22 protein-coding genes are annotated in these 24,401 nt (G+C 58.2%); 13 read left to right on the top strand and 9 right to left on the bottom strand.

The genetic code is table 11. The annotated features are described in order from the left end of the window. Positions 1 to 132 precede the first annotated feature (132 nt). From ACR0J4_RS17840 to ACR0J4_RS17870, 7 genes are all read right to left on the bottom strand, one after another. On the bottom strand, positions 133 to 2,556 hold the full coding sequence (locus ACR0J4_RS17840; protein ID WP_170640112.1) for a DUF3141 domain-containing protein: 2,424 nt from the start codon (positions 2,554 to 2,556) through the stop codon (positions 133 to 135). 633 nt (positions 2,557 to 3,189) lie between these two features. After that, positions 3,190 to 4,335, bottom strand: coding sequence for an acetylornithine deacetylase (argE, locus tag ACR0J4_RS17845; protein WP_170556002.1), 1,146 nt, complete (start codon positions 4,333 to 4,335; stop codon positions 3,190 to 3,192). Beyond that, a complete protein-coding gene (locus tag ACR0J4_RS17850) occupies positions 4,332 to 5,267 on the bottom strand; it encodes a LysR family transcriptional regulator (protein WP_170556001.1) in 936 nt (311 codons plus the stop codon). The genes argE and ACR0J4_RS17850 overlap by 4 nt, the downstream gene beginning before the upstream one ends. Positions 5,268 to 5,321: 54 nt before the next feature. After that, on the bottom strand, positions 5,322 to 6,431 hold the full coding sequence (locus ACR0J4_RS17855) for an SRPBCC family protein (protein ID WP_170640110.1): 1,110 nt from the start codon (positions 6,429 to 6,431) through the stop codon (positions 5,322 to 5,324). A 24-nt stretch (positions 6,432 to 6,455) separates the two neighbouring features. Further along, on the bottom strand, positions 6,456 to 7,130 hold the full coding sequence (locus ACR0J4_RS17860) for a DUF1028 domain-containing protein (RefSeq protein ID WP_170640108.1): 675 nt from the start codon (positions 7,128 to 7,130) through the stop codon (positions 6,456 to 6,458). A gap of 4 nt (positions 7,131 to 7,134) precedes the next feature. Further along, positions 7,135 to 7,551: a RidA family protein gene (locus ACR0J4_RS17865; protein WP_170473868.1), complete on the bottom strand. Its 417-nt coding sequence runs from the start codon at positions 7,549 to 7,551 to the stop codon at positions 7,135 to 7,137. A 2-nt stretch (positions 7,552 to 7,553) separates the two neighbouring features. Continuing rightward, on the bottom strand, positions 7,554 to 8,696 hold the full coding sequence (locus tag ACR0J4_RS17870) for a Rieske 2Fe-2S domain-containing protein (protein ID WP_170640106.1): 1,143 nt from the start codon (positions 8,694 to 8,696) through the stop codon (positions 7,554 to 7,556). A gap of 200 nt (positions 8,697 to 8,896) precedes the next feature. Here ACR0J4_RS17870 and ACR0J4_RS17875 point away from each other — a divergent pair, with 200 nt between their 5' ends. Continuing rightward, positions 8,897 to 10,144, top strand: a complete 1,248-nt coding sequence (locus ACR0J4_RS17875; RefSeq protein ID WP_170640104.1) for a flavin-containing monooxygenase — start codon at positions 8,897 to 8,899, stop codon at positions 10,142 to 10,144. Positions 10,145 to 10,353: 209 nt separating this feature from the next. On the opposite strand, the gene ACR0J4_RS17880 is transcribed toward ACR0J4_RS17875, so the two are convergent. Further along, a complete protein-coding gene (locus tag ACR0J4_RS17880; RefSeq protein ID WP_170640102.1) occupies positions 10,354 to 11,226 on the bottom strand; it encodes an amidohydrolase family protein in 873 nt (290 codons plus the stop codon). Further along, positions 11,223 to 12,236, bottom strand: a complete 1,014-nt coding sequence (locus tag ACR0J4_RS17885) for an ester cyclase (protein ID WP_170640100.1) — start codon at positions 12,234 to 12,236, stop codon at positions 11,223 to 11,225. Before ACR0J4_RS17885 ends, ACR0J4_RS17880 begins: the two co-directional genes overlap by 4 nt. A gap of 152 nt (positions 12,237 to 12,388) precedes the next feature. On the opposite strand from ACR0J4_RS17885, the gene ACR0J4_RS17890 reads away from it, so the two are divergent. The 12 genes from ACR0J4_RS17890 (at position 12,389) to ACR0J4_RS17945 (ending at position 24,395) form a co-directional block, all read left to right on the top strand. After that, a complete protein-coding gene (locus ACR0J4_RS17890) occupies positions 12,389 to 13,435 on the top strand; it encodes an ABC transporter ATP-binding protein (protein WP_170640098.1) in 1,047 nt (348 codons plus the stop codon). Positions 13,436 to 13,510: 75 nt separating this feature from the next. Further along, positions 13,511 to 14,722, top strand: a complete 1,212-nt coding sequence (locus ACR0J4_RS17895) for an ABC transporter substrate-binding protein (protein WP_170640096.1) — start codon at positions 13,511 to 13,513, stop codon at positions 14,720 to 14,722. A gap of 67 nt (positions 14,723 to 14,789) precedes the next feature. Further along, entirely contained in the window at positions 14,790 to 15,812 is a 1,023-nt protein-coding gene (locus ACR0J4_RS17900) for a carbohydrate ABC transporter permease (protein ID WP_170380322.1), read from the top strand. 1 nt (position 15,813) lies between these two features. Continuing rightward, on the top strand, positions 15,814 to 16,968 hold the full coding sequence (locus ACR0J4_RS17905; RefSeq protein WP_170555992.1) for a carbohydrate ABC transporter permease: 1,155 nt from the start codon (positions 15,814 to 15,816) through the stop codon (positions 16,966 to 16,968). 4 nt (positions 16,969 to 16,972) lie between these two features. Further along, positions 16,973 to 17,503, top strand: coding sequence for an ester cyclase (locus ACR0J4_RS17910; RefSeq protein WP_170640094.1), 531 nt, complete (start codon positions 16,973 to 16,975; stop codon positions 17,501 to 17,503). 11 nt (positions 17,504 to 17,514) lie between these two features. Then, positions 17,515 to 18,846: a histidinol dehydrogenase gene (hisD, locus tag ACR0J4_RS17915; RefSeq protein WP_170640092.1), complete on the top strand. Its 1,332-nt coding sequence runs from the start codon at positions 17,515 to 17,517 to the stop codon at positions 18,844 to 18,846. Further along, a complete protein-coding gene (locus ACR0J4_RS17920) occupies positions 18,843 to 19,895 on the top strand; it encodes an ester cyclase (protein ID WP_170640090.1) in 1,053 nt (350 codons plus the stop codon). Before hisD ends, ACR0J4_RS17920 begins: the two co-directional genes overlap by 4 nt. Continuing rightward, positions 19,895 to 20,659 (top strand): SDR family oxidoreductase, encoded by a 765-nt coding sequence (locus tag ACR0J4_RS17925; protein ID WP_170640088.1) that lies wholly within the window; start codon positions 19,895 to 19,897, stop codon positions 20,657 to 20,659. Before ACR0J4_RS17920 ends, ACR0J4_RS17925 begins: the two co-directional genes overlap by 1 nt. After that, complete coding sequence (locus ACR0J4_RS17930) at positions 20,659 to 21,702, top strand: LacI family DNA-binding transcriptional regulator (RefSeq protein WP_480668761.1); 1,044 nt, start codon at positions 20,659 to 20,661, stop codon at positions 21,700 to 21,702. The genes ACR0J4_RS17925 and ACR0J4_RS17930 overlap by 1 nt, the downstream gene beginning before the upstream one ends. Next, a complete protein-coding gene (locus ACR0J4_RS17935) occupies positions 21,699 to 22,688 on the top strand; it encodes a nuclear transport factor 2 family protein (protein ID WP_170640086.1) in 990 nt (329 codons plus the stop codon). Before ACR0J4_RS17930 ends, ACR0J4_RS17935 begins: the two co-directional genes overlap by 4 nt. 148 nt (positions 22,689 to 22,836) lie before the next feature. Then, positions 22,837 to 23,796, top strand: coding sequence for a cupin domain-containing protein (locus ACR0J4_RS17940; RefSeq protein ID WP_170640084.1), 960 nt, complete (start codon positions 22,837 to 22,839; stop codon positions 23,794 to 23,796). Next, positions 23,793 to 24,395: a class I SAM-dependent methyltransferase gene (locus tag ACR0J4_RS17945; protein WP_170640082.1), complete on the top strand. Its 603-nt coding sequence runs from the start codon at positions 23,793 to 23,795 to the stop codon at positions 24,393 to 24,395. The genes ACR0J4_RS17940 and ACR0J4_RS17945 overlap by 4 nt, the downstream gene beginning before the upstream one ends. The last annotated feature ends 6 nt before the right edge of the window (positions 24,396 to 24,401 follow it).

Here is a 24,401-nt window from a genome sequence, read left to right on the forward strand (position 1 = left end):
TTAAGAGTTTAAATTCTTTCCACCTTCGTGCTGCCCACCAAAGCATCAGCGCCGGAGGGATTTATATTGATCTGGCAAATCTGGTTGCCGCCAAGTTAATAGACGTTTCCAGCCTAAAGCAATGAAATCGTTTTAATTCAGACTGGATTTTGTCTTTACTCTTCGCTTTCTGGGTCGAGCTGGCGACAACTCTGACGCTGGCTTTGCCTCAGTTCCAGCATCCCCACTGTATTCCAAAACCCGCACAAGCAGATTGGCCATCTCTTCCAGTTCTTTAGAGGGTGTTCGGACTTCACCTATGATATGTTTGACGAGATCGACGGCTTCAGTGCGCCGCGCTTTGTCCGGCAATAGATAAGGCAACGTGTCGACCGCGCCCTTCGGATCGAAAGTGGCGATCAGAGATTGCTCATGCAGAATACGTTGACGGTCGGTGACCGAAAGGGACTTGAACGGCGCTTCGTGGTGAAAGATGTGCGCCCAACGGTGCAAAATCTTGGCACGAAAGCCTTTGTGACTGTCAGCCAATAGAACCAGCATACGAATGACCGCCTCGGGCAGTCCCCCTTGCCGCATATGAGCAAGCACAGCACTAACCTCGGGCAGATCGCGCAAAGTCGCCGGGTCCGGCAGGGTCCGGCGCTCTGCATTCCTTTGCCCGAACCAAGACGCAAACGGCCCGCCCCAAATTGCGTAGAACGACGCCTCATACCAGGCGTCGCGCAGATCACGGCCAAAATCCATCGACTGCTCAATCCATTCACCGGTGAGTTTTTCCCATTTCAGAAATGGATTTTCAGCATCGGCGGGAGCGCGCTGCGCTCTGGCATTCTGCGCCAGAGTTTCGATTCCTTTCCCCAAAACTGTGCTCGAAGACATCGCAGCGCGCTGTGCACGCAATGGATGTACATCGCGCAAAGCCCGGGCCATCACCGGTGAAGACAGGGCTTGCACCGCTGGGCGCCCGAAGGTTTCATAAGCCCCTGCTTGCACTTCAGACATTTGCGCCACAGCGGCAAAGCTGGTCTCATCCTGCCGGCCGTCATCCAATGCCGCGACATCGGAAAGCGTACGCTCAACGAAACGAACTTCGAAGGATTTATCGACCCCGTCCCCTTCGATGCTATCAATGACCATTTCATAGAGACCGGGCGCCATTGCCTCGACCGTCTCAAGTGTAGAGGCCAAGCCTGCGTGCTCTTTGCGCGCGACTTTGGAGGAAACAAAGATGCCCAGATGCCCCACTTCTTCATGAAGCATGTAGATGATGCGCTGGCCGCGTACCCGTATCTCTTCTTCGTCAGCATACGTTTCGGCAATCCAGTTCAACGCCTGTTGAGGCGGTGTAATATTGTCGCCATGGCTTGCAAAGACAAAAATCGGCGCTTTGATCGCCTTGAGATCAACGGGAACTCCGGGTTCCAGTTGCGCGGTATTCTTGACCAGCCGGTTTCCAACGAACAGCTGTTCTACAATCCATCGAATTTCGGCCTCGTTCAGAATGAAGAACCCACCCCACCAGCGCTCAAAATCGATGAAACGTTGCCGACCACCTTCGGGATCGCGATACAGATCGAAGTATTTTCCAAAGTAGTTTCGGCTGGGGTTTAGCTGCTCGAAATTCATCACCAGATTGGCGCCGTCGAACTTACCATCCCCCAAATCTGACCAGTACATCGGCTGCCAGGTGCCGCCAAGCATACCACCATTGTAGCGCATGGGGTTTTCACCAACCTCACCCGACCAAGGTGCAACCGGCGCTCCATTAAGCACCAAAGGCCCGGTCAGATCGGGGTTGCAGGCCGCCATCAGCAATGTCGCCCAACCGCCCTGGCAGTTTCCTGTCACAACTGGTTGCGGGCTTTTGGGGTGACGCGCGCTGACTGTTCGAACAAATCCAGCCTCGGCATGCATGACGTCGGCTAATGTCTGACCTTTAACCGGATCACGGCCGAAGCTCACAAAATAGACCGGATGGCCCTTGGCCAGCGCCACGCCGACCTGGCTGTCGGACTTGAAACCACCAATACCACCCCCATGACCGGCACGCGGGTCAATGATGATGTAGGGGCGTTTGTGATCGTCTACGTCGATCCCTTGCGGGGGGACAATGCGCAATAGCTGATAGTTGCAAGGCCGGTCGAGCTCCGCCCCATCAACGATCACTTCGTAGTCATAGGCAAGCACTGGCGGGCAACCGGCCGCTTCATGTTCGATGAAAACATCACCACGCTCACGCAAGGCGTCCATCGTCAAGGCGACGCGCTGACCAGCATCCTTGACGTAGTCCGCCCAAGCCGAGCCAACAGATTTCGTCTGCGTGAATTGCACCGCAAGATCTCGCAGATCGCTTGTCAGGTTCAGAACCCGATCCGAATGGTGTTCAGTTATTTTTTGTGCCTGAATGGTGGCGGCACGAGACAGAATTTCATACTGAACACCAGATTGATCGAGCACGTTGGAAATCGCGTCAAACAATTTGCTGTTCACGGCCGTTACGTTTTCATCCGTTGCAAGGTTCGATGCTTTTTCATTCGCGCTTGAATTCCGAGCCATTGATCTATCCTTCCTCAGACGATGTTGTTTTCACCGCCAATGGGGAGTGTGCCCCCGGTCAAATTGAACGCCTCGCGGCTTGCAAGAAACGCTGCACGGGTCGACATCTTCAATGGTCGCGAAGCAATGCCTGGGTGCACGCTTTGCTGCAGTGCACAAAAATTGGCTACCCCGGTGACTACGCGGGTTTTCAGAGGGCCGGTCGATATCTTCGCTTTGAAATTGCACCGCGCGTGCATAACCCCACGCGATCGACCGATCGCTCGCTACTCCGATGACGACAGCTTTTGACCTATTCAGGTGGAACATCGTGGCGCCTCGATTTCTGCAATGCAGCATACCACTTCTCAATCGATTCGAAACAATTGAATGGTCAAACTATCTCGCCAACGCTGCGTCAAAGTCGTTCGGAAACGAGCTCATGGCGCATCTTACTCCGTGACACTCTCCGACGCGGCCCGGCGTCAATAAGGGACATGCGTCCGATCCATAAGAATGGACCAGGCTTTAAGACGATTACAGTACGTCAATCCGGGATCGCCCATTTCTGGAGCAGACGGCATTCATACGCATCAAGCGTGGGCGTCAATTGTCGGAAGCTTCGCAACTGACCTCACAAAAAACACATCTGCCCTAGAGGCCAAACAACACCTCATTCGCGACTTTTCCGAGCATGAGGGAACAAGCAACCAACTGTTCCTGGGAAACAAACTCATCAGGCTTGTGGCCTTGTTCCGCCATAGACCCCGGGCCGCACACCACTGTCGCGATGCCGAGGTCTGACAGAACACCAGCCTCAGTTCCGAATGCAACGTGGGTTGTGCCGCCGCCACCAGAGGACTTGACAAGTGAGACCGCCGGTTCAGAGCTGGCGACTGACAGCCCGGGGTATCCCGCCAACAACCGGAGCGAGATTTGGGCAGCCGGTGGAAACTTGGCCAAAACCGCGTCTGCTGCCTGCTGAAGCTGGGCTTCGATCTTTTCGGGGTCATCTTCCGCCAGATGCCGGAACTCAAACACAAGCGTGGCTTTGTCGGGCACAAGGTTAAGCGCTGTGCCGCCGGACAGCTGGCCAACATGGAAGGTCGTATAGGGAACATCGTAGGCGTCGTTGCGGATCCCGGTTTGTTGGACCTTCTGTTGCATCTGGCGCAATTCTCCGACGAAATCGACAGCAGCGTGGAGTGCGTTTACAAATTGCGGGGCCAGTGCGGAATGTCCGGCCTCTCCTCTAATGTCGGCGCGGTAGGCACGCTTGCCTTTGTGACCAATGGCGACCTGCATCTCGGTCGGCTCGCCCACAATGGCCAGTTTGGGACGCCCCAACAGCGACGGTAGTCGCTTTTTCATGCGTGAAATCCCGACGCAGCCGATCTCTTCGTCGTATGACACCAAGAGCTTTAAGGGCGTTTTCAGTTCCCGACCCTGCACGACATCGGCGAGGGCCAACATCTCAGCCAGAAAGCCTTTCATATCGGTCGTTCCACGCCCGAACAACCGGTCGCCCTGTCGGGTGAGTTTGAAGGGGCTTACGCTCCAATCCTGCCCCTCAACCGGCACCACGTCAGAATGCGCAGAGAGCAACAGCCCACCTTCAACAGATGGCCCGATTTCTGCAAAAAGCCCTGCCTTGGGTTCGTCAGGATCCGCGATGCGCTGCACCCGAAAGCCGCGATTTCGCAGAAAGTCTTCGATATAGGCGATCATGGTGAGATTGGACCGGGCGCTGACGGTTTCAAAGGCGACCAGACGCTCCAGAACCTCTAGCGAGACACTCATGAAAGCGCTTCTCCTCCGATGGCGCGAAAGGCGCCCGCACGGGCCTGAGCCTGCGCATAGTCTATGAACGCAGACACCGTACGCGACTTTTCCGCACCGTGGGTGGTCAAAAGGCCCATTCTCAAGGACCGAACCGGCCCGGTGATCGGCACACAAACAAGCGGGTTGCCGTCCGGTGATGTATTGCTTTGCGGGCGCACATTGGCGATGGAATAGCCAAAGGCGTTCCCAACCATCGAACGCATCACAGCCATGTCTCGCGTCAGCTCTACAATGCGAGGCTGGCGCGAGGATGCGGTAAACAGCGACAGGAAGTAGTCGGTACTGATCGGCAAATCGAGAAGGATCATTGGCAGATCCGCCAGATCATCAATCGATACGGATGTCCGTGTCGCCAATTCGTGCCCGGCATGTAGCAATGCAAATGGGTTCAGGCGCACCAGCCCGATGAAATTCAAGTCGGTTGGAATATCCATGTCATAGGTCAGCGCAATGTCGATCTCGGACCGTTGCAACGCGTTGAATATCTCTGCCTGGTTCAGTTCTTTCTGGGCGATCCTGACATCGGGAAATCCGGTTTCAAACCCGCGCCGCAACCGCGGTAAGACAAGTTGCGCAAAGGTCAGCAGGCAGCCCACCGCAAGAGGGCCGCGCGCCGTACCTGAAATATCGGCGGCAATGTTTGCGATCTCTCTTGCGTCGTTCAGGACCTGGCGGGCTTTTTCAAGCACCCTCTGCCCACCTTGTGTCAGTGACAGACCCTGCGCGTGTTGCCGCACGAACAGCGAAATCGCCAACTCTTCTTCTAGCTGGGTGATGGCCGATGAGATCGACGGCGACGAGACGTTCAACCGGTCTGCGGCCCGCGCTATACTGCCTGTTTCGCCAACCGCAACGAGGTACTCCAACTGCCGGAGGGTCAGACGCGGCACGCAGACGCTCCTATTTTAGAGACGTTGGCAGAGGTCTTCAGGGCTCGCAAACTCTCAGGCCAGATCAGGGGCACTATCCTGTTGGGCCAGCCAGGTCTGGAAATCGCGGATCGTGCCTTCATAGTCATCCCCTGCCAGCGGCCCCTCGATCGCGTGGGCTGAATGCAGCGCGACCTGCATGCGCTCAAGCTTTTCGCGATCCTCGCGGTTGACCTCTTCCCAGAGCGCGATTCGCCCCTGGGTCGTGTCGTGATCGAGGTTATCGCGATAGACGGACATCGTCCATTTGACGCGGATCAGGTTCGCGTCGATCGGGAAAATGGACAACGATACGAGCAGGCTGGCGGCTTGGCTGGCCACTTGCGTGGGAAACTTGGCAAAGAGGGACGACCGTTTTCGTTCTGCCTCGCTCAGGCCCGCCGCGCCGTCTCCGCGAGGCGTTATATTGTCCGGATAATTAGCAGCATAGGAGGTGTAGCCGTCCCCACTGACCAGCTTGCGCGACAGCCCTGATGGGGTGTAGCCGTGCAGGGTTTGAGGATGGACTACGCTCAGGTGGTAGCCTTCCATGAAGTTCTCAACCAGGCATTTCCAGTTGGTCTGCCAGTTCTCTTCAGCCACATGCACAAGGCGGAAATCCTCTGTCTCATAAGGTGCCAGCATGGCATCAAGCTCGGGGTGCTCAAACGGCGGGGCGTCTGGCGTAAGGTTCACGTAAATGAACCCGTTCCAAAGCTGCACCTGGTGTTCCGGCAGCCTGCAGGATTTGGGATCAAAGCCCGCATTCTCCATCCGTGGGGCACGCAGCAAGGCACCGTCGCGCCCGTAGGCCCATGCGTGATATGAGCATACAAACCGCTTTGTATTGCCGCTTCCTTCTGCCAGTGGCATTCCGCGATGCCGACACACATTTGCAAGGGCGCGGATTTCACCCTCATCGCCACGCACGACCAGCAAGGGTTCATTCAGAAGCTGGACAGTGAAGAAATCACCTGGTTCAGGGATTTCATCAACCCGACCCAAGCAGTGCCAACCGCTGCGCAGCACAGTCTGCGCCTCGTGGTCGAATTGCTCCTGCGAGGTGTAGAATGCGCCGGGCATACCCATCGGGCGATCCGCGGGCAAGGCGGCCAAGTCTTGAAGTTTCGTTCGCAAATGGGTCATCCCGGCCTCCCTTGTTGTTATGTCTTACGCGTCCCCTGGCACGCCATAGGAGGGCGCGGCGGAGGGATCGAGTGCGCGGCGCACGTAATCGTCCAGTTGTGGTTTGTAGACGTCCCAGGCGGTTGCAACCGCTTCAATGGGGCAATCCTCGGTCCAATCGCAGCGCAGGTCGGCCACGGGCCAGCTGACTTCGTCGACCAGCATCAGACCCGCGGAATGCACGGGCCCGGCCTCGCCACCGGCAGCAAGCCCAGCGCGGAGTGCCGCAATCAGCCGGCCACCCAAGTGACCCGTCGCATCTTCGAATGCAGACACAATGGCGGCGGGCACACAATCATGCGCCAAAAGATTGCCCCCCGATGCAACATCCCTGCCCTGCGCCTCGTTCCAGTTGCCCAGCACGTTTTGGCCGGAGTGGATGGCTGTGGTTCCGTTCCGGTCAATTGCCAGAAGCTGCCTGTACGCGATGTGCGTGGCCTCACCAGTGATTTGGCGCACCGCCACCTCAGCCGAGGCGCCCTGTTCCATCAGATCGAGCGTCTTTGGGCCAAGGCTCGGATCGGTGACATTCTGGCTTGCCACCGCACCAACGCCTGCACGCGCATAGGCGCAACGGGCTGCAACTGCCGGAGAAGAAGACGAGATCGCCATGCCAAACATGCCGGTCTGCGCGCAGCGGGCCACAAGAGAGAAAGTCACGGGGCTAGTCCGGGATCACGGCGGTGGCGTCAATCTCCACCAGCCATTCGGGCCGTGCCAGAGCTTGCACCACCAGACCGGTCGAGACAGGATGCACGCCTTTAATGTATTCGCCCATGGTCCGATACACAGCCTCACGGTGGCGAACATCGGTGATATAGACGACCACTTTGACGAGATGCTCCATTTCGCCGCCTGCTTCTTCGATCAGTTGCTTGATGTTCTGCATCACCTTGTGGGTCTGCTCTGCCGGGTCGTGGCTGTCGATGTTCTTGGCATCGTCCAGGTTCTGCGGGCACTGCCCGCGCATCCAGACAGTACTCCCGCCGCGTGTGACAACGGCTTGGCACAGGTCATTGTCGAGCGACTGTTCAGGGTAGGTATCGCCGGTATTGAAAGGGCGGATGCGGGTGTGGGCCATATTTAGGACGCGCCTCCTGCGTCGATCTTTGACATCAGATATTGCGCAAAATCATAGTTCGGGCGTTCCAGATGGCTGAGATGTCCGGGCGTTGCTGCGTCTGAGCACAGGCCCCGAAACACTTTTTCGGTACAGCCACGATCTTCAACATTCACGTCATCCAGTAGCGCCTTGAGCGCGGTGAAATTGTCTTGTGCATCCGGGTCATCCGCAAAGTCATTCGACATGCCACCGCCAAAGCGGATATGCACCTGACCCGGCCCTTTGGGATGCAAGGACAAATACCAGAAATACCCTGGCGTCAGCGTGATCATCAGGCTTGGATAAAGCGCCAGAAGAAAGGTCGTGCGGCGTTCATCGCCTTTCAGCCGGTCATTGCTGGGATGCGCCATGGCGATGCGCAAGGATTCATCCTTCAGAATTGTGTGGTAGTTGAAGGCCGGGCTGCCGGGTGGGCAAATCATGTCCTCCAGCCGCGACAATCCACCAATCGTGCCCGCGTGACACACTGGCAAATGGTAGCTTTCCATAAAATTCTCGGCCAACACCTTCCAGTTGGTGTCCCAGACGTGTTCTTCGTAGAACGCCTCGGAATAGTTGGCCATGTCATAGCCTTCGATCATTGTCGCCACTTCGGACAGTTGCTCGGCGACGGGGGCCGCATTTGGATCAAGGCAGACAAAGACCCAGCCTAGCCATTCTTCGCAGCGGACCTGAGGCAACGCGTAGATTTCTTTGCAAAACCCCTCGTTCTGCTTCATCGCGGGCGCACCGCGTAGCTTGCCGTCGAGGTTGTAGGTCCAGGCGTGATAGGGGCAGACGATTGTCTTGGCATTCCCGCGCCCATGCAAAAGTGTCGACATGCGGTGCAGGCACACATTGCTCATCGCGCGCAGGTCGCCGTCTCTGTCACGCAACACAACGATTGGCTGCCCGGCCAGTTCGCAAGCGACATAGTCCCCGACAGACGACAAGGCGTCGGCCCGGCCCACACAGTACCAGTCTTTGCGGAAGATGTGCTCAAGCTCTGCATCGACAAAGCTCTGCTCGGTATAGACCTCGGTCGGCATGGCCCGCGCACGTTCAAATGGGACCGAGGTATTCGCGCGCAGTGCTGCGATAGGATCAACGTGGTCTTTGGGCATGAACGAACCTCTTTGCCTGAGTCGCGGGCGGCCACCGCATTCACATACTGAGACGGCTTTTGCCGGAAACAAACCAAAAGTCTATCTTACCGGTGATTAGGTAAAATCTAATCGACATAAGATGATACAAAATTAGGGTTGCACAAGCAAAAGAAGCAGCCGGGCCAACAGATACCCAGCTCGGCAAAAAAGGTGACGCGATGGAAAACTTCGACACGGTGGTGATTGGCGCAGGTCAGGCGGGCATTGCCACAAGCGAGCATCTCCGTACCCAAGGCATTGAACACGTCCTTTTAGAGCGGGGCCGCATTGCCGAACGTTGGCGATCCGAACGGTGGGATTCACTCGTTGCAAATGGTCCGGCATGGCATGATCGCTTCCCTGGCCTCGAGTTTTCCGGCGACCGCGACGCGTTTCCGCGCAAGGAATGCGTGGCCCAGTATTTTGAAGACTATGCCAAAATGATCGACGCGCCCGTGCGCACAGGCGTTACGGTGACGCGTGCGCGCCCGCATGAAAACCGCGCCGGCTTTTTAGTCGAAACCTCGCAAGGTCCCATAGAAGCGCGCCACCTCGTCTGTGCCACGGGGCCGTTTCAGAAACCGGCGATTCCGCCAATCATCCCCGAAACCTCTGACGTTCTGCAGATGCACTCCACCGCCTATCGCAATCCCGAGGCTTTGCCTGAGGGCGCCGTTCTGGTCATCGGCGGAGGTTCCTCCGGATCGCAGATCGCGGCCGAGTTGCACGATGCTGGGCGCGAAGTCTTCTTCTCCATTGGCCCCCATGACCGACCTCCGCGTCGCTATCGTGGGAGAGACAATGTCTGGTGGCTGGGCGTTCTCGGCATTTGGAATTTGGATACACCGGCGCCCGGCACCGAGCATGTCACGATCGCTGTCAGTGGCGCGCATGGCGGCAAAACCGTAGATTTCAGGAAGCTTGCCGAGCGCGGTATCACTTTGCTGGGGATGTCGTCGGGATATGAAAACGGCGTTCTCCATATCGCCGATGATCTCAAAGCCAATCTCGATGCGGGCGACGCAAACATGTTGTCCCTGCTCGAAGCCGCCGATGCCTATGTTGCGCGCACCGGCATGGACCTACCAGAAGAGCCCGAGGCCTGGGTCGTAGGGGACGATCCCGCCTGTGTGTCAGACCCAATTCGCGAGCTGGACCTTGAGCGCAACAATATCCGCACCGTGATTTGGGCAACAGGGTTCCAGTTTGACTATGACTGGCTGGAGGCAGACACGCTGGACGACCGGGGCAGACCGATCCATCAGCGTGGAGTCTCTCCGGTGCCCGGACTTTACTTCGTCGGGCTGCCGTGGCAATCGCGCCGTGGGTCCTCGTTTATCTGGGGCGTTTGGCACGATGCAAAGTTCATCGCGGACCAGATCTCTATTCAGGAAAACTATCTGGCCTATGCACCAAATTCTCCTTGAGAAGTGTCGACTTGAAAAAGAGATTCAGGCCGTTCGCATGAGCGGACTGATCTGTCTGGCTCGGTTTTAATTTGAAGCCGAAAGTCGGGCTGTGATTGCCTGACATGTTGAAACCGAATGAATCCGGGCGTGCACTTATCTAAGCGTATCGCCCCACGCGGCACCCTCAATTGCAACGGGCCGATCAACTTCGAGTACAGTTTCCAACCTCATTCAAAACGGTAGAACCTCTTTGCAGTGTCGTGGAACACGCTGTTCTGATGCTGGTCAGAGATCAGTTCTTGAAGGCGCGAAACCAGCTCAAGGTAAGTCGAAGAAAGACTGTCGACCGGAAAGTTCGATCCGAACATGCAACGATCTGCGCCGAATTGCGACAAGCAGGTTGAAACGATTGGCGCGACGCTTTGGGCGCTCCAATTGTGATCAAACATGCCAAGCCCAGAGAGTTTACAATAGACCTGCGGCAGTTTGGACAGGGAACTAAGCGCATCTTGCCAGCTACTTAACCCATCAGCACTGCGGTCATGTGGTGAGCCTGCGTGGCAAAGAGCAACAGGTGTACCTGGTGCCCGAGAAAGCACTTCGGAAGTTTGCTCCATCAGTTCGGGAAGCAATTGCAGGTCAAAGGAAAGGCCTCGCTCGCCCACGGCTTTCAGGCCGGTCAGGAAATCCCGGTTTTCAAGTAATCTGTTTGTACCCGTCTTGGCATCTTCGCCGGGCGCGCGCCCGACGATCTGGCGAACACCCCGGACCGAGGGTAGCGATTGAAAGCGATCCAACTGGTATTCCAGATCATCGGCCGTCAGATCGCAAAACACGACCTGAACCAGCGGCCAGTCCGGATATTGATCGGCTACGGCTTGAACCCACTGCGCCTCGGCCCAGGGATCGGCGGCGCCGACCTGGATATGAACCGAAGCCGAGAAGCCCTGTGCCGACGCATCTGCACGAAATTCTGGTAATAAATAGTCACGCTGGATCGGCGTGGGGTCGCCAAAAAACCGAACGGCGCCCTTTTCCATCAACCAAGGATATTCCACGGCGTTCAGATCCCACAGATGGTGATGTGCGTCTATTCTCATGGTGTTTCGATCCCAGCCGTGCGACCCAATACGTCGACGCCCTGTTGTTTCCAGAAATGCAGCAGGTCTATGAAAATCCAGTTTTCGGCCAGTTTGTCCTCTGCACGGCGATATATGTCGATCACCCTGAACTCGCCCGGTTTGCCAGTGGCCGGCATACCCATGAACCCTCCTGAGGGTGTTGCGGTGAAGTTGGGCCAGCCAAAGAAGCCGCCATAATGCCCTTCGGCCAGACGGCAGATATGCTTGGTCTTTGACCGGTCTTTAAAAGCCGCGCGGAACGGTCCCGAGTGTTGCTTGGCGTAGCGTTCGATCGTGTAGGTCGCGCCTATCCCCTCGGGCCCCCACCAGATCATTTCTTGATGCCAGGTTCGGGCCAACTCCTCCTCAAGCGGTAGGCCGCCTTGCCACTGGCCAAGATCCGAGATCATCGCATTGATCAATGCCAGTGTTTTTTCACCTTCTGTAATGGGTTGTTCCGTGAGCAGCAGGCCGTCATGTGGCATTGGGCCGGGTTGCACCAGATGCGCCGCTGTTTGCGGAGGAAACGGGTTCTGCCCGGCCTGCACCATCAGGTGTGGTATGTCGAAATACATCGCCGTTTCCGTGATCTGGCCATCGGCGACCTTGTAGAAAGCGCAATATCGCAGAAACGCCAGCTTTCCGGTCGGGCGAATGCCCAACCAAGGATGGTCGAACAGGCCCATCAAATGCCCCATGGTGACGACCCAAACATCTGATTCATCACGCAGCGAATTCTGCCCGGCGAACATGATATCCACCCGATTTTGCAATCGTGTCAGACTGGATTTCAGGGGCATCCAGAATTGCTGGGCCACGTGCTCAGCATCATTGATCAAGTTGAATGGGTGAAAGCCGCGCCAAACTGAATCAGGCGTACAGAAACGGCTCATGACGCTGGGAACGTCTTGGGGCGTCGCTGAATCCAATGCGGAATGAAAGTCAGAGATAACTTTTTTCTCTTTCTGGAAGGTCACGGTATTTTCCATTTGTGTCAGGGTGTTGCGCGTTTTGTGTCGCTAGAATGAATCGGGTATTTTCCACATTCTTGCATACGTATGCAAAAAAGTCTTGCCTGATTTGATATATGCGAACTACAGTTTTGCAAACGTATGCAAAACGAATCCTAGTTGGGGGCACCATGGCGGAAATTCAACTGCGTAACGTCGGCAAGCGATGGGGTTCGTTTGTTGGGGTCCACAATTTTGACCTAACCATCGCAGATCGCGAGTTTCTGGTGCTTCTGGGTCCATCGGGTTGCGGCAAGACCACCACGATGCGGATGATCGCCGGGCTTGAGGACGTGACCGAGGGCGATATTCTGATCGACGGCAAGGTCGTCAACGATCTGGAACCCAAAGACCGCGATGTGGCGATGGTGTTCCAAAGCTATGCGCTCTACCCCAACATGAACGTCTATGAGAACATCCGCTTTCCGCTGAAAGTGCGCGGCATCGACCCGGCGACCCATGACGACAAGGTTCGTCGCGCCAGTGCGATGGTCGAGCTGGACGATTTCCTGCATCGCAAACCCGCCGAACTGTCGGGCGGTCAGCGGCAGCGCGTGGCTTTGGCCCGTGCCATCGTGCGGGAACCGAACGTGTTCCTGATGGACGAACCTCTGTCGAACCTGGATGCCAAACTGCGGGTTTCAACCCGGGCGCAAATCAAGAACCTCAGCCATGAGTTGGCGGTGACGACGATCTATGTCACCCACGACCAGATCGAGGCGATGACACTGGCTGACCGCGTTGTGGTGATGAAACAGGGCGTGGTGCAGCAGGTCGGCAGCCCGACCGAAATCTATGACCGACCCGCGAATACATTTGTCGCCAGCTTTATCGGCTCGCCCGCCATGAACCTGATGGAGGGTGAGGTCGCGGGCGGCGTGTTCCGTGCGGAACATGTTGAGATCCCAGTCAACGCGCCCGATGGCCCCATGACACTGGGTTTCCGGGCCGAGGATGCCAGTCTTGCCGAAGGCGCAGGCCAGATCACCGCACCGATCTACACACTGGAGCTCTTGGGCGACGCGACCATGATCTCGGTCCGGGTCGGTGGGGCTTTGGTGTCGGTCAAGGCCGATAAATCTTTCCGCGCCGAGATCGGGGAAGATGTCTCATTCTCGGTGCCAACAGAAATCTGTCACCTCTTCGAAGCTGGAAGCGGTGCGCGGATCGGGGAGTAACCCCGCCAACAGCCCTTCGGGGCATAACAGCGGTCCGGGCGTCGACGACGGACCCATCCTGACAGGGAGAAACGCATGAAACTCAAGACGATCCTAATGGCAGGCGCCATGGCCATCGCGGCAAGCGGTGCATCGGCAGCCTGTTCCTATGAAAACGAAGTGCCGCTGAAATCGCTGTCAGCGGGGTTCGAAGCCTGGAAAGCTGTGACGGATGCGATGGCCGAATGCGGTAATTTCAGCGCCTCGCTGGACCAGGAATTCCGCGAGAAACAGCCCGAAGCCTTTGCGGCCGACCCCTCGCTCTATCAGATCGGCGGCGTGGCGAATGAAACCATGATCCCACTTCTGAACGCGGGCACGATCCGTCCGCTGGATGATCTGGTTGCAAAATACGGGCAAGACCTGCTGCCCAACCAGTTGATCAAGGTGGATGGCAAGGTGATGGCGATCGCCATGATGGTGAACGCGCAGCACCTGATGTATCGCGATGATGTTCTGGCCGAGCTGGGCATCGAAGAACCCAAGACCTATGACGACGTTCTGGCTGCCGCCGCCAAGATCAAAGAGGCCGGCGTGATGGAATACCCCATCGGCGGCACCTTCAAAACCGGTTGGAACCTGGCTCAGGAATTCGTCAACATGTATATGGGCGAAGGCGGCACGTTCATCGGCGAGGGCAATATGCCCGCGATCAACAACGAAAAGGGCGTCAAAGCGCTTGAAACGATGAAGGCCATGACCGAGTTCATGGATCCCGAATACCTCGTGTCCGATTCCACCTATGTCCAGCAGCAGTTCCAACAGGGCAAGATCGCCATGGCGAACCTGTGGGCCAGCCGCGCCGCTGCCATGAATGACGAGGCCGAAAGCCAAGTGGTCGGCAAGGTCACCATGGCCTCGGCTCCGATGGGATCCGAGCGCCCCTCGACCACAATCTGGTGGGACGGCATCGTTCTGGCCTCGAACATGAGCGATGAAGAGGCCGATGCCGCCTTCCGTCTGGTCATGGAAGGAATCGACGGTGACATGGTCAGTGCCAACAATGACACCGCCGTCTGGCTGAACGCGGCCTACCAGCCCGGCGAACTGGCTGCAGGCGCTGCCGCCTCGGCGGAAAACGGTGCGGGGGCCTACCCGGCCAGCGCCGCCATGGGTGTTCTGCACAGCGCCCTGGGTAACGGTCTGGCCGACTACCTGACCGGCGCCAAGGACGCACAGACTGCGCTGGCCGATATCGAGGCGGACTACATCACCGCCGCGAAAGAAGCTGGTTTGATCAGCAACTGATCCTCCCCGGGGAGGGCCCCGTGCCCTCCCTATTTCCCAACCCGAGAACCATGAGAAAGGCAGAGCCATGAATTTCAGGACATTTGCCGCCTTTGTTGGCCCCTCTGTCTTTATGATGCTTCTCTTTATCGCTTTCCCGTTGGTCAGCGTGTTCAAGCAGAGCTTTTACATCACCCAACCCGTCTATGAGATGGTCGAGGTCGAAACCTGTACCCCTGGCTTCCTGACCCAGACCTGTGTGACCGAGCAGAAATCGCAGCCAAAGCTGGATGAGCATGGCGAGGTGATCACCCAGACCGAATATGTCGGCCTGCAAAGCTATCGCAATGTGCTGGAACCCGAGCGGGCCTGGCGCGCGATCACCGAGGGCAATTGGTCCGTGCTGTCAACCATCAACTTTTGGAAGGCGCTGCGATTCACGCTGACTTTCACGCTGATCACACTGCCTCTGGTCATTGGGTTCGGGTTGGGCATCGCGGTTCTCATCAATAACGCCGCGGGGTCGATCCGCGGGCCGGTCATCTTTATCTCGCTGCTGCCTTTCATCATCACGCCGGTGATCGGCGCGCTGTCGATCAACTGGCTGTTCCGTGGGGACGGCATCCTGACCGCGTTACTGGAATGGTGGTTGAACCGAGACATAGCACTGTTCGCGCAGGCCTGGACGATTGAAATCCTGATGATGTTCTACCGCGTCTGGCACGTGGCCCCCTTTGCGGCCGTGGTGTTCTATGCCGGGCTACAGACCGTCAATCAGGACAGTTTGGAAAGCGCCGTGATCGACGGTGCGACCCGCTGGCAGCGCATGAAGTACATCGTCATTCCGCATCTGATGCCGCTGATCATCTTCGTGTCGATGATCCACCTGATGGACGCCTACCGGGTGTTCGAAGAGATCGTCGGTTTCTCCAGCCAGGCTTATGTCATCTCGCTGCAATGGCTGACCTTCGACTTCCTCGTGCCGGATCAGGCGGGCAACCGGTCGATCAGCCGGGCCTCGGCCAGCGCGATGCTGACCATGATCGGGATCGTCATTCTACTGATCCTGCCGCTGCGCCGCACCTGGCGCGACCATAAAGGAGGCCACTGATATGTCCTCGCGCGCGCTTCGCCAACCTCTCAGCCTGCGGCTGACCTCGAACATCTTCCTGGCGTTCTGGTGCCTTGTCGCCGCCTTCCCGATCGTCTGGATCGCGATCATGAGCGTCAAATCCCCAGTGGACGCCTATGACAGCAATGCGCTGAACGTGATCTTTGGCCCGGCGACGCTGGCCACAGGGAACGGGCTTTCAGTTCTAGATATCATTCTCGGGATCGCGGTGATCTGGGGTGCGGCCATGGTCGTAACCAAGGTGCTGCCCGCGAAGATCAGGGAATACACCGCGCCGGGTCAGGCGTGGTTCGGTTGGGTGGTCGGAGTGCTTGTCGCCCTGATCGCCTTCCTACTGGTGTTCTTTGTGGTTTTGCCTGCGGTTCTGAACGTGCTGAACCCGCTATTCGGCCCTCTGGGTCGCGACGTGCTGGGCGTGACGACCGAGCATTACAAAACCGTCTGGGTTGACCGGGGCTTTTCCAACAACTTCAAAAACTCGCTGATCGTGACCGCCGGAGTTGTGACGGTATCGCTGACAGTGGGTACGCTGGCCGGCTATGGCCTGGCGCGGTCGGGCTCAACACTGGCCTTCTGGATCTTGCTGATTGCGCTGATCTTTCGCGCGTTGCCGCATTCGGTTCTGGTTGCGGGCTATTTGCCGGTCTTCATCAACTCGGCCGAATGGCTGGCGCCTATTCTGGGTGAAAATGCACCGACGCTCTATGGCAAGCCTTTCGCCGTGATCGCGGTACTGGTTGCGATCAATCAGCCGTTCACGATCTGGATGCTGCGCTCTTTCTTCCAGAACATCCCGGCCGAACTGGACGAGGCCGCGCGGGTCGATGGCTGCAACCACTTTCAGGCCTTCCGCCGCGTGATCATGCCTGTGATGTGGCCGGGGGTGATCACGACCGGGCTGTTCAGCTTCTTGCTGGCCTATAACGACTTTCTGGTGACCTCGCTGCTGCTCGATGCGCAGAACCAGACGATGGTCCCCGCCATTGCGGGCATGTTCAACCGCGAGACGACGACAACCGATCAGGTGGTCGCCGTTGCCGCTGCGGTATCGATCATCGCCCCGCTGTTCTTCCTTGTGATGATCTTCCAACGCCAAATCGTAAGCGGACTGACCGCTGGCGCAGTAAAAGGATAAAGAAATGAAGGGTTCCCGCCCGGAACAAGCCGTTCTGACCCGTGATACGGATCTGAGCAAAACCGAAGACACGCGCCGCGTTATCGAAACCATGGTGGACGGTCTGAACGACCACCGTATCGACGATATCGGCGAGTTCTTCTCGCAAGGGTTCCGCTGGCTGGGCAATCAGGGCTGTGGCACCAAGACCGGCCTGAAGGAGTTTCAGGACAATTGGCAGCGCCCCTTTCAGGCCGCGTTTTCGGACAAAACCTGTATCGACGAGGCACGCCTTTATATGGGCGAATGGGCCGCGGCCTTTGGCCGACAAGAGGCCACCCATTCCGGCGAGTTTCTGGGCATCGCCCCCACCGGAAAGCGGGTTGAAATCCGTTACATGGATTTCTGGAAAGTGGTCGATGGCAAGATCGTCGACAACTGGGTGAATGTGGATTTCGCACATGTGGCCGCGCAGCTGGGGGTCGATTTGTTCAACGGCGAGGGCTGGGAAGCCTATGACCGGGGTGAGAAAACCGCGCCCCGCCCCGATAAGTAAGGATCAGGATTATGGCAATCGAGTATCTCAAACGCGGCAAATCCGACGCTGACCGGGCCGAGGATGACGCCAAGACCCGCGCCGTGGTCGAGGCCACTCTGAAAGACATCGAAACCCGTGGTGACGCCGCCGTGCGCGAGCTGAGCGAGAAGTTCGACAACTATTCCCCCGACTCGTTCCGCTTGTCGCAGGAGCAGATCGACGATCTGATCGGCCAGCTGACCGACCGCGAGCTGGACGATATCAAGTTCGCCCAGGAGCAGGTGCGCAACTTTGCGCAGGCGCAGCGGGACTCGATGCTGGATATCGAGGTTGAAACTCTGCCCGGCGTCATTCTGGGCCACAAGAACATCCCCGTGCAATCGGTTGGCTGCTACGTGCCCGGCGGCAAGTTTCCGATGGTGGCTTCGGCGCATATGTCGGTTGCGACGGCCAGTGTGGCTGGGGTGCCGCGTATCATCGCCTGCACACCTCCGTTTCAGGGCAAACCGAACCCGGCGGTGATTGCGGCCATGCACCTGGGCGGCGCGCATGAGATCTATGTGATGGGCGGCATTCAGGCCATCGGCGCGATGGCGCTGGGAACCGAAACCATCGACCCGGTTCACATGCTGGTCGGCCCCGGAAACGCCTTTGTGGCCGAAGCCAAGCGCCAACTGTTTGGCCGTGTGGGCATCGATTTGTTCGCCGGCCCGACCGAAACCATGGTAATCGCCGACGAGACCGCAGCAGACGCGGAACTCTGCGCAACCGACCTGTTGGGTCAGGCCGAGCATGGCTACAACAGCCCCTGCGTGTTGCTGACCAATTCGCGTAAACTGGCCGAGGACACTCTGGCCGAGGTCGACCGCCTGCTGGGCATCCTGCCCACCGCCGACACCGCGAAAGTGTCCTGGGCCGAATATGGCGAGGTGATTGTCTGCGACACCTACGACGAGATGCTGAAAGTTGCCGACGACATCGCATCCGAGCATGTGCAGGTAATGACCGACCGCGATGACTGGTTCCTTGAGAACATGACGTGCTACGGCGCGCTATTCCTTGGCCCGCGCACCAATGTGTCGAACGGGGACAAGGTGATTGGCACCAACCATACGCTGCCCACTAAAAAGGCCGGGCGCTATACCGGCGGACTCTGGGTGGGTAAATACCTGAAAACACACAGTTACCAAAAGGTTCTGACCGATGAGGCTGCGACGCTGATCGGCGAATACGGCTCTCGCCTGTGCATGCTGGAAGGCTTTGTTGGCCATGCCGAGCAATGCAATGTCCGCGTCCGCCGCTATGGCGGGATCAACGTCCCCTATGGCGAGGCCGCCCCCTATCGGGACGCCGCGGAATGAGTGACATCCATACGCAGCACAAAGCGCTGATCGCGCAAATCAGGGCAGCTATGTATGACTTTACAGAAACGGGTGTGCGGCAGGCGCTGGCAAATGTCAGCGCTCCGGAATCCCTGTTTCGGTTGTGCCACCCGTTCGGCGACAGCACAGGCAGCGATGCCTTTTATGATACCGCTTACAAAGGTTTGCTGGACGCATGGCCCGACTTGGAGCGGCGCGACTACATCGTCACAGCCGGGCCGGATGAACACGGCGCGGATTGGGTCGGTTGTGGCGGCTACTATACCGGTACCTTCACCGGGCCGTGGCTGGATATCCCGCCGACCGGCCATCAGGTGACGATGCGGTTTCACGAATTCTATCGCTTCAGCGATGGCAAGATCGTTGAGAAGCAGGCGCTTTGGGACATCCCCGAAGTCATGATGCAGGCCAACGCCTGGCCCATGGCCCCTAGCCTTGGGCACGAATGGCATGTGCCGGGTCCCGCGACGCAGGATGGTCTGGTTCCGGGGCCATATGATGCCGCCAAAGGCCAACAGACATGCCAGCACATCATCGACATGCTGGATCACCTCAAGAAACACCCCTCAGAAGGCGGGCCAGAGGTGATGGAGATGGAGAAGTTCTGGCATCCCCGCATGAACTGGTACGGCCCCGCCGGGATCGGCACCGGGCGCGGCTATGCTGGATTTCGTAACTGGCACCAGATTCCGTTCCTGAACGGGATGCCGGATCGCGGGAAGTATGTGGATGACATCACCTATCACTTCTTCGGCGATGGCGACTATGCCGCCGTCACCGGCTGGCCGAACATGATCCAAACGGTAACCCATGACGGCTGGATGGGGATTGCGCCCTCGAGCCAGCGGATCACAATGCGCAGCCTTGATTTCTGGCGGCTCGAGAATGGCCTGATCCGCGAAAACTGGGTTCTGGTCGATCTTCTGGACGCTTATCGCCAACTTGGCGTTGACGTGTTCGCCCGTCTGCGGGAATTCAACAAGGCCCGGAATATGGGCCGAATTGAAATACCGGATGGAATGAGCTGATGACTGACCTGCCCCGCACCCCCTCTTTTTCGCTGAGCGGTAAAACCGCGCTGGTTACCGGTGCCTCTTCGGGTATCGGTCAGGGCTGCGCCGTGGCGCTGGCCGAAGCCGGGGCGCATTTGGTTTGTGCGGCGCGCGGGGCAGATCGACTGGCCGAGACCGTCGCCGCGCTGCAGGCGCAGGGCTGGTCAGCCGAGGCCGCGGTGGTGGATCAGGGTGACCTACAGGCGCTGAAACAGCTGTTCGACGGCCGTGCTTTTGACGTGGTGGTCAATTCCGCCGGAACCGCCCGCCATAGCCCGGCAATCGACACCACGCCCGAGGATTTCGACGCAGTGACCGATATCAACCTGCGCTCGGCCTATTTCCTGTCGTCCTACGCGGCCAAGGCGCTGCTGGCAGCGGGGCGGCCAGGATCGATCATCCATATCTCAAGCCAGATGGGCCATGTGGGCGGCGTGGACCGGGCGCTGTATTGCGCCACGAAACACGGGCTTGAGGGGATGGTCAAAGCGATGGCGATCGAATGGGGCAAACAGCGCATCCGCATCAACACGGTCTGCCCGACCTTCATCCGCACGCCGCTGACGCAATCCACCTTCGACAACCCCGAACGTGCGGCTTGGATCATGGACAAGATCAAACTGGACCGCGTGGGCGAAGTCGAAGACATCATGGGCGCCGTCACCTATCTGGCCTCGGACGCCTCGGCTTTGGTGACGGGCACCTCAATGCTGATTGACGGCGGTTGGACGGCGGACTGATGGCTGAAAAGGTCACATCCCTTCAGGTTGCGCAACTGGCTGGTGTTAGCCAGTCGGCAGTTAGCCGGGTCTTCACGCCCGGTGCCTCGGTCAGCAAGAAGACCGAAGACAAAGTGCGCAAGGCGGCCACTGAACTCGGGTACAGACCTAATGTTCTGGCCCGCGCGATGGTGTCGGGCAAAAGCCGGATCATTGGTCTGGTGGTGGGGTATCTCGAGAATTACTTCTACCCCGAGGCGTTGGAAAAACTCTCCAACGCACTGCAAGAACAGGGCTATCACGTGCTGATTTTCATGGCCTCACGCTCGGCCGGAAATATTGACGACGTGATGGATGAAATTCTGGACTATCAAGTGGACGGGGTCATTCTGGCCTCGGTTCCCATGTCGTCGGATATCGCCACGCGCTGCCAGCAGGCCGGCGTTCCGGTAGTGCTGTTCAACCGTACGCAGGATCTTGACGGGATCACTACGGTGGCCTCGGACAACTATGCGGGCGGGCGCAAAGTGGCCGAGTTTCTGCTGGCCGGAGGGCACAAGCGTATCGCCTATATCGCGGGTTGGCAGGGCGCCTCGACCCAGCGCGACCGCGAGGCCGGGTTCCGTGCGGCATTGGCAGAAGGCGGGCAGAATGTTTTCGCCCATGATGTCGGAGATTTCCACACCGAAAACGCCCGGGCCGCCGCCCGCCGGATGTTTGATGTGGCGCCCGGCAAACGGCCCGACGCGGTATTTGTGGCCAATGATCACATGGCTTTGGCCGTGATGGACGTGATCCGCTTCGAACTAGGCCTGCGTGTGCCCGAGGATGTCTCGGTCATCGGCTATGACGACGTGCCGCCCGCCGGGTGGCCTGCCTATAACCTGACGACAATCCGCCAGCGCGCAAATCTGATGGTGGCTGAAACCGTCACCGCATTGCTTGACCATATCGACACCCCGGCCACGGCCGAACCGCGCAAAGTGGCCATTGACGGGCCGCTGATAGTGCGGACCTCGGCGCGTTTGCCGAAGGGGTGGAAACCACAAAGGACTGAGACATGAAGGGCTTTGATCCGAAATTCCGGGACTTCCCGGATTACATCATCGGGATCACCAAAGAGATCTGGGAAGATCGTGGCATCGCCACGCTGCATGACTATTACAGCAAGGATATCGTCGTGCGCTCGCCCGGGTCGGTGGTGCTGGGCAACCAGAACGTCATCGGAGCAACCATGGCGACGCTGGCCGAATTTCCCGACCGTCAATTGCTTGGCGAGGATGTGATCTGGTCCGGTACGCCGGAAGATGGGATGCTGAGCTCTCACCGGATCATCTCGACCGCGACACATTTGGCCGAGGGTGTTTACGGTAAAGCGACCGGAACCATATTGCGCTATCGGATTCTCGCCGACTGCCACGCCATCGACAATCAGATCAATGACGAATGGCTGATCCGCGATCAGGGGGCGATCGTGCGTCAGATGGGTTGGGACCCCAAGGAATACGCCGCCGATCTGATCGCGCGCGAAGGTGGATCTGAGAACTGCGTCAAACCACTGACACCCGAGATCGACCAGCCCGGCCCCTACAAGGGCACCGGCAACGACAATGAATGGGGGCAGCGTTACGCCGATATCCTGACCCGGATCATGAATGCCGATATGGGCGCAATCGAAACCGAATATGACCGCGCCGTTCAGTCCGAATATGTCGGCGGCGTCACCGGCCATGGCTGGGACGCGGTAGATCGGTTCTGGATGGGACTGCGTGCCAGCTTTCCGAACGCCGAATTCAAGATCGAACACCAAATTGGCCGCGATGACCCCAATATGCCGCCCCGTGCCGCGATCCGCTGGAGCCTATGGGGCAAGCATGACGGTTGGGGCGTCTTTGGCGCGCCAACAGGTGCGCAGGTCTATGTTCTGGGCATCAGCCACGGCGAATTCGGCGAGTTGATCAGCGGCCAGCCGCAGCTGCGCCGGGAATATACCCTGTTCGACGAGACCTCGGTCTGGAAACAGATCCTGCTACAGGGACAGGAGGGCTGAGTGGCTGCGATGGGCCTCTCCCTGAACGCCAGTCAGGCGGCGCGGCGCTTTCACTCGCATCGCGCCTCGCTGCGCGCGCGGCGTTTGAACAATCGACCTCCCGGGGGGCGGGATTGATCCCATCACCCCCATTTTCAAGGAGACCATCATGAGCACCATCCAACAACGCATCGTCCGCTACGGCGAGCTGCAACCCTGCAAAACCGCCTTCATCGACGCCCATACGCCGGGCAGCGATCAGAAGGAAAACTTCACCATCATCGGCGGCGGCGTCTCGGAATCGCCAGATCAGCACGTCCACATCACCGACAAGATCGGCTTTAACATCGGCGCTGCGGGCCAGCCTCCGAAATGCCGGAACTCTCTGCACAGCCACACCACGGCCGAGGTGTTCTTTGTCGCCAAGGGCCGCTGGCGGTTCTTCTGGGGTCGCTATGGCACTGCGGGTGAGTTCATTGCCGAAGAAGGCGACATCTTCAACATTCCTACCGGCATTTTTCGCGGGTTCGAAAATGTGGGGCACGATTATGGGATGATCATGTCGATCCTCGGCGGCGACGATGCCGGGGGTGGTGTGACATGGGCACCGCAAGTCATTCAGGACGCGCAGGCTCACGGGCTGATGCTGGGCGACAATGGTGTGCTGTATGACAGCAAGAAAGGCCAAGAGCTGCCCCACAACGTGCGCCCGATGCCGCTGCTGACCGAGGAACAGTTGAAAGACTACCCCGAAGTACCGGTCGAGGATGTGGTGGGCAAATATGTCGCCCGCTACTGGGATCTGATGGCGCTGTCGGCCAATAAACCGGCACCGGTGATCGGCGAAAACGCTCTGATCAAAGATAAACCGGGGTTCGAGGTCGACTTTCTCGGGCGCGGCTCAAGCGTGAATGATCCGGTTGTCGCTGAAAAGCCGGTTGTTCTTATGCCCGCCAGCGGTCACTGGCGCATCTCGATTGATGGGTATGAAACCACTCTGTCAAATGGAGACACTGCCTTGGTTCTGGCGGGAGAACGCTATAGCGTTGAACCGTCGATGACCGGACAGGCGGGTCTGTACCGGATTACAGCGACCGATGACCCGGCAGGAGCCACCTGGACAGGATGATCGCAGATCCAAACGACACGCATGCCATTTATGAACGGCAGGCGACCGACTATGACAAGCGCCGCTCAAAGGCCTTGTTCGAAGCGCGCTGGCTGGCGCGCTTCACTGCCAGCCTGAAGCCCGGCGATCGCGTTCTGGATTTAGGGTGCGGGACAGGCGATCCCATCGCGCGGTGGTTCAAAGCCGAAGGGTTTGACGTCACGGGTGTCGATTTTTCCGAAGCGATGCTGACTATTGCCCGAACCCGATGGCCCGATGGCGATTGGCGTCATGGCGATATGCGCGATTTCGAACTGGATCAGACATTCGACGGTATCATTGCCTGGAACAGCTTTTTCCATCTGACAGCGGACGAGCAAAGGGATTGCATCGCCCGTATGTCCCGTCACTTGCGGCCCGGTGGAATGCTGATGCTGACCGTCGGTCCCCGCGCAGGAGAGGAAAGCGGAACCGTTGGATCGGAACGCGTCTATCACGCCTCGCTGTCTCCGGCAGGCTATGCTGTTTGCCTTGAAGAGAACGGGCTGCAATTGACCGGGTTTCTGGCCGAAGACCCTGAAACCCAAAGCCACACAATCCTGATGGCTCGCAAAATCTGAGGAGGC

The organism is Ruegeria sp. B10 (genome assembly GCF_056539825.1).

Excerpts from the sequence above, each read along its gene's own strand:
- ACR0J4_RS17840 (WP_170640112.1), bottom strand. The coding sequence starts at position 2,556 with ATGGCTCGGAATTCAAGCGCGAATGAAAAAGCATCGAACCTTGCAACG.
- argE (WP_170556002.1), bottom strand. The coding sequence starts at position 4,335 with ATGAGTGTCTCGCTAGAGGTTCTGGAGCGTCTGGTCGCCTTTGAAACC.
- ACR0J4_RS17855 (WP_170640110.1), bottom strand. The coding sequence starts at position 6,431 with ATGACCCATTTGCGAACGAAACTTCAAGACTTGGCCGCCTTGCCCGCG.
- ACR0J4_RS17865 (WP_170473868.1), bottom strand. The coding sequence starts at position 7,551 with ATGGCCCACACCCGCATCCGCCCTTTCAATACCGGCGATACCTACCCT.
- ACR0J4_RS17870 (WP_170640106.1), bottom strand. The coding sequence starts at position 8,696 with ATGCCCAAAGACCACGTTGATCCTATCGCAGCACTGCGCGCGAATACC.
- ACR0J4_RS17875 (WP_170640104.1), top strand. The coding sequence starts at position 8,897 with ATGGAAAACTTCGACACGGTGGTGATTGGCGCAGGTCAGGCGGGCATT.
- ACR0J4_RS17880 (WP_170640102.1), bottom strand. The coding sequence starts at position 11,226 with ATGAGAATAGACGCACATCACCATCTGTGGGATCTGAACGCCGTGGAA.
- ACR0J4_RS17885 (WP_170640100.1), bottom strand. The coding sequence starts at position 12,236 with ATGGAAAATACCGTGACCTTCCAGAAAGAGAAAAAAGTTATCTCTGAC.
- ACR0J4_RS17890 (WP_170640098.1), top strand. The coding sequence starts at position 12,389 with ATGGCGGAAATTCAACTGCGTAACGTCGGCAAGCGATGGGGTTCGTTT.
- ACR0J4_RS17895 (WP_170640096.1), top strand. The coding sequence starts at position 13,511 with ATGAAACTCAAGACGATCCTAATGGCAGGCGCCATGGCCATCGCGGCA.
- ACR0J4_RS17900 (WP_170380322.1), top strand. The coding sequence starts at position 14,790 with ATGAATTTCAGGACATTTGCCGCCTTTGTTGGCCCCTCTGTCTTTATG.
- ACR0J4_RS17905 (WP_170555992.1), top strand. The coding sequence starts at position 15,814 with ATGTCCTCGCGCGCGCTTCGCCAACCTCTCAGCCTGCGGCTGACCTCG.
- ACR0J4_RS17910 (WP_170640094.1), top strand. The coding sequence starts at position 16,973 with ATGAAGGGTTCCCGCCCGGAACAAGCCGTTCTGACCCGTGATACGGAT.
- hisD (WP_170640092.1), top strand. The coding sequence starts at position 17,515 with ATGGCAATCGAGTATCTCAAACGCGGCAAATCCGACGCTGACCGGGCC.
- ACR0J4_RS17920 (WP_170640090.1), top strand. The coding sequence starts at position 18,843 with ATGAGTGACATCCATACGCAGCACAAAGCGCTGATCGCGCAAATCAGG.
- ACR0J4_RS17925 (WP_170640088.1), top strand. The coding sequence starts at position 19,895 with ATGACTGACCTGCCCCGCACCCCCTCTTTTTCGCTGAGCGGTAAAACC.
- ACR0J4_RS17930 (WP_480668761.1), top strand. The coding sequence starts at position 20,659 with ATGGCTGAAAAGGTCACATCCCTTCAGGTTGCGCAACTGGCTGGTGTT.
- ACR0J4_RS17935 (WP_170640086.1), top strand. The coding sequence starts at position 21,699 with ATGAAGGGCTTTGATCCGAAATTCCGGGACTTCCCGGATTACATCATC.
- ACR0J4_RS17940 (WP_170640084.1), top strand. The coding sequence starts at position 22,837 with ATGAGCACCATCCAACAACGCATCGTCCGCTACGGCGAGCTGCAACCC.
- ACR0J4_RS17945 (WP_170640082.1), top strand. The coding sequence starts at position 23,793 with ATGATCGCAGATCCAAACGACACGCATGCCATTTATGAACGGCAGGCG.